The sequence below is a fragment of the Streptomyces sp. genome (assembly GCF_050698815.1).
In the GTDB taxonomy this organism is placed as follows: Bacteria; Actinomycetota; Actinomycetes; order Streptomycetales; family Streptomycetaceae; genus Streptomyces.
The window spans coordinates 1-3,466 of record NZ_JBOHCV010000186.1 but is presented as its reverse complement, the minus strand read 5'-3'; the positions used below and the strand labels follow the sequence as shown (position 1 = coordinate 3,466).

At 72.3% G+C, this 3,466-nt stretch carries 2 protein-coding genes and 1 pseudogene; 2 read left to right on the top strand and 1 reads right to left on the bottom strand.

The window, feature by feature from the left end:
- Positions 1-224 (bottom strand): annotated as a pseudogene (locus tag ACRDP3_RS06905) (hypothetical protein); the annotation flags it as partial.
- Between the two features lie 191 nt (positions 225-415).
- On the opposite strand from ACRDP3_RS06905, the gene ACRDP3_RS06900 reads away from it, so the two are divergent.
- On the top strand, positions 416-2,227 hold the full coding sequence (locus ACRDP3_RS06900) for a protein kinase domain-containing protein (protein ID WP_431515940.1): 1,812 nt from the start codon (positions 416-418) through the stop codon (positions 2,225-2,227).
- Positions 2,228-2,410: 183 nt separating this feature from the next.
- A partial coding sequence (locus ACRDP3_RS06895) for a protein kinase domain-containing protein (protein WP_431515939.1) occupies positions 2,411-3,466 on the top strand: 1,056 nt, incomplete at its 3' end.

Genomic DNA, 3,466 nt, shown 5'->3' with positions numbered 1-3,466 from the left:
CCGCCGATGGACAGCGCCCTGTACGGCTCGCGGCGGCGGGGGTCGGTCAGCAGCGCCGCGAAGTCCGCGAACGTGTCCGCCGGTACGAGATAGGCGCGGTCGAAGCGAGCGAGCAGTTCAGCGCGCGAGAGGACTTCGGCGAGCGGTACGGGGCGCGCGGCCTCGGCCGCGCGCTCGACGGCGCGCCGGGCCCGCCCCGTCGGGCGTTGGCTGATCGGTTCCATGCCCCGGACGGTAAGGAGCGGCGGGTTAACGGGACTTCTCCGAACCCTCAAAACCCTCCCGCCATCCGTTACCGGGGGTATGACGAGTATCGAAGATTTCGATACCGGATCGGATCCCGTCCTCCGCTGAACTCGCGAGGCCCGCAGCTTTATCCTCGAAACGGCTGAAGGACCCGGGGGAGAGGTATGCGATGAAGCGGCTGACTGCCGAGGATCCGCGCTGGATAGGCGACTACCGGCTGCTCGGCCGGCTGGGCGAGGGCGGCATGGGCCGGGTCTATCTCGCCCGTTCGGGGCGCGGACGTACCGTCGCGGTGAAGGCCGTACGGTCCGAACTGGCCCAGCAGCCCAACTTCCGGCGCCGCTTCGCGCAGGAGATCACCGCGGCCCGCCGGGTGGGCGAGGACTGGACCGCTCCCGTACTGGGCGCCGACACCGACGCCGCCACTCCCTGGGTCGCCACCGCCTACATCGCCGGGCCCTCGCTCGCGGAGGTCGTGGACGAGCAGTACGGGCCGCTGCCGGAGACGTCCGTCATGGCGCTGGCGTCCGGCCTGGTCCAGGCGCTGCGCGCCATCCACGGCGCCGGGCTGGTGCACCGCGACCTGAAGCCCTCCAACATCCTGCTCACCATCGACGGCCCCCGCGTCATCGACTTCGGCATCGCCCGCGCGCTGGACGCCGCGATGCAGTCCTCCGGCGGGCTGACCAGCACCGGCGCGCTGGTGGGCTCGCCGGGCTTCATGTCGCCGGAGCAGGTGCGGGGCGTCCAGGTCACCCCGGCGAGTGACATCTTCTGCCTGGGCGCGGTGCTGGCTTACGCGGCGACCGGGCGGATGCCCTTCGGCTCGGCCGACAGCGGGGTGCACGCGCTGCTGTTCCGCATCGCCGAGGAGGAGCCCGAACTGTCCGGTCTTTCCGGGCCGTTGCGGGACCTGGTCGCACACTGCCTCGCCAAGGACCCGGCCGCCCGACCCGGTCTGGACGCGCTGACCTCGCTCACGGCGGGCGAGCTGAGCGGCACGTGGCTGCCGGGCGAGGTGCTCGCGCAGCTGGGCCGGCACGCCGTCCAGCTGCTGGACAGCGAGGACCCGGAAGGCGACGCGACGCCGCAGGCCACCGCGGGCGCGGGGGCGAGCGCCTCCGCGCCGTCGACACCGCCGCCGTCCTACGGCCCGCCGTCCGGCGTCTACGGTCCGCCGACGAGCGCGCCGTACACACCCCCGTCCCCGCCGCAGCCCTGGCAGCAGCAGGGCGGTTACGGGTATCCCGGCGCTGGCCCCGGCCCCGGTCCTGGCACGCCACCGCCCACGGGGCCCTCCCGCCCCGCTCGCTCCGCGCGCAAGCTTGCCCAGACCCTGACCGTGCTGCTGAGTCTGGCGCTGGTGATGGGCCTGATCAGGATGATCGTGCACTTCATGGTGGACGATTCCCTCGGCGACGAGAACAAGGACCTGCTCGGCCAGGCGTACGTCGAGGACATCGACGGTTTCCACGGCCTGAAGAGCGCCACGCTGGCGCTGGAGTTCGTCAGCATTCCGCTGGGTGTCAGCGCGATCGTGACGTGGTCGATGTGGTGGTGGCGGGTGCGGCTGAACGCGGAGACGTTCGCACCGGGCCGCATCCGGTACGGGCAGGAGATGGCCGTCGGCGCCTGGTTCATCCCGGTGTGCAACCTCTTCGTGCCGAAGCAGGTGATCAACGACGTCTGGAGCGTGAGCAATCCGGCGGTCGCACCGTGGTACGGGTACGGGCCGCGCCCCAGTTCGCGGCGCGGGCTGGTCAACGGCTGGTGGTGGACGTGGATCTGCTACTTCTGCATCGGCTTCATCGGCAACTGGGAGAACTGGTTCAACGCCGACGACGTCAGCTCCGCCGAAGGCACCATCGCGCTGGCCCTGTTCACGGACTTCCTGGGGATCCCCGCGGCGATCCTCGCCCTCATGCTCGTCCTCCGGCTGACCTCCCTCCAGGACGACCACATCGCGAGCCGCCCGCACTGACACCGGCCCACCCACGAACATCCGTCCGACCGTCAAACGGGAACACGTCAGCAGCCCGACCGTGACCTTTGTGACGGACAGTGAGAGGGTCCCGGGACGCGCAGCGGTCCGGGGATCGCACTGGACCCTGGCGGGTTCGCGGGTACACGGCGTCGACCGACCGACGTGGGAATGGGGGAAGAGATGGCGGAGCTGGCTGCGGACGACCCGCACTCGATCGGCGGTTACCGGCTGTTGAGCAGGCTCGGGGCCGGCGGCATGGGCCGGGTCTACCTGGCGCGTTCCGCGGGCGGCCGTACGGTCGCGGTGAAGCTCGTCAAGGCGGAGCTGGCCGCGCAGACGGAGTTCCGTTCCCGCTTCCGGCTGGAGGTCGAGGCGGCGCGGCGCGTCGGACAGCGCTGGACCGCGCCCGTACTCGACGCCGACACCGAGGCCGAGACCCCGTGGGTCGCCACCGGTTACATCGCCGGCCCCTCCCTCGAACAGGTCATCGCCAACCGGGTACGTGCGGGAGGGCCCGGGCCGCTCCCCGAAGACTCGGTCCGCACCCTCGCCTTCGGGCTCGCCAGCGCCCTGCTGGACATCCACGGCGCCGGGCTCGTCCACCGCGACCTCAAGCCGTCCAACGTCCTGGTCACCATCGACGGTCCGCGCGTCATCGACTTCGGCATCGCCCGCGCCCTGGACGCGGTCGCCGATTCCACGGTGACCGGCACCGGCGTGATCGTCGGCTCGCCCGCCTACATGTCGCCCGAGCAGATCCGGGCCGGGCAGGCGACCCCGGCCAGCGACGTCTTCTGCATGGGCGCGGTGCTGGCGTACGCGGCGAGCGGGCGTACCCCCTTCGGAGGCACGGGCGGCGGCGTGCACTCGGTGATGTTCCGCATCGCAGCCGAGGAGCCGGACCTGGAGGGGATCGAGGAGCCGCTACGCGAACTCATCGCCTCCTGCCTCGCCAAGGACCCCGCTCAGCGGCCGGCGCCCGAGGACGTCATCGGGGCCGTGCAGCCGATCTCGACCGGCACCGCCTCGGCACCCTGGCTCCCCGCCACCCTCATCGCCGAACTGGGGCGGCACGCCGTTCAGTTGCTGGACACGGACACGCCGCCGTCGGGCTCGGGCCCGCCCGGGACCAGCACGGCGACGCTGCCCAGGCCGCCGGTTCCCGCCGGGCCCGAGCCCAGGCCCGAGCCCAGGGCGCAGGCGCAGGCGCCCGGCGGCACCGGCCGCCGGCAGCGC

Excerpts from the sequence above, each read along its gene's own strand:
- ACRDP3_RS06900 (WP_431515940.1), top strand. The coding sequence starts at position 416 with ATGAAGCGGCTGACTGCCGAGGATCCGCGCTGGATAGGCGACTACCGG.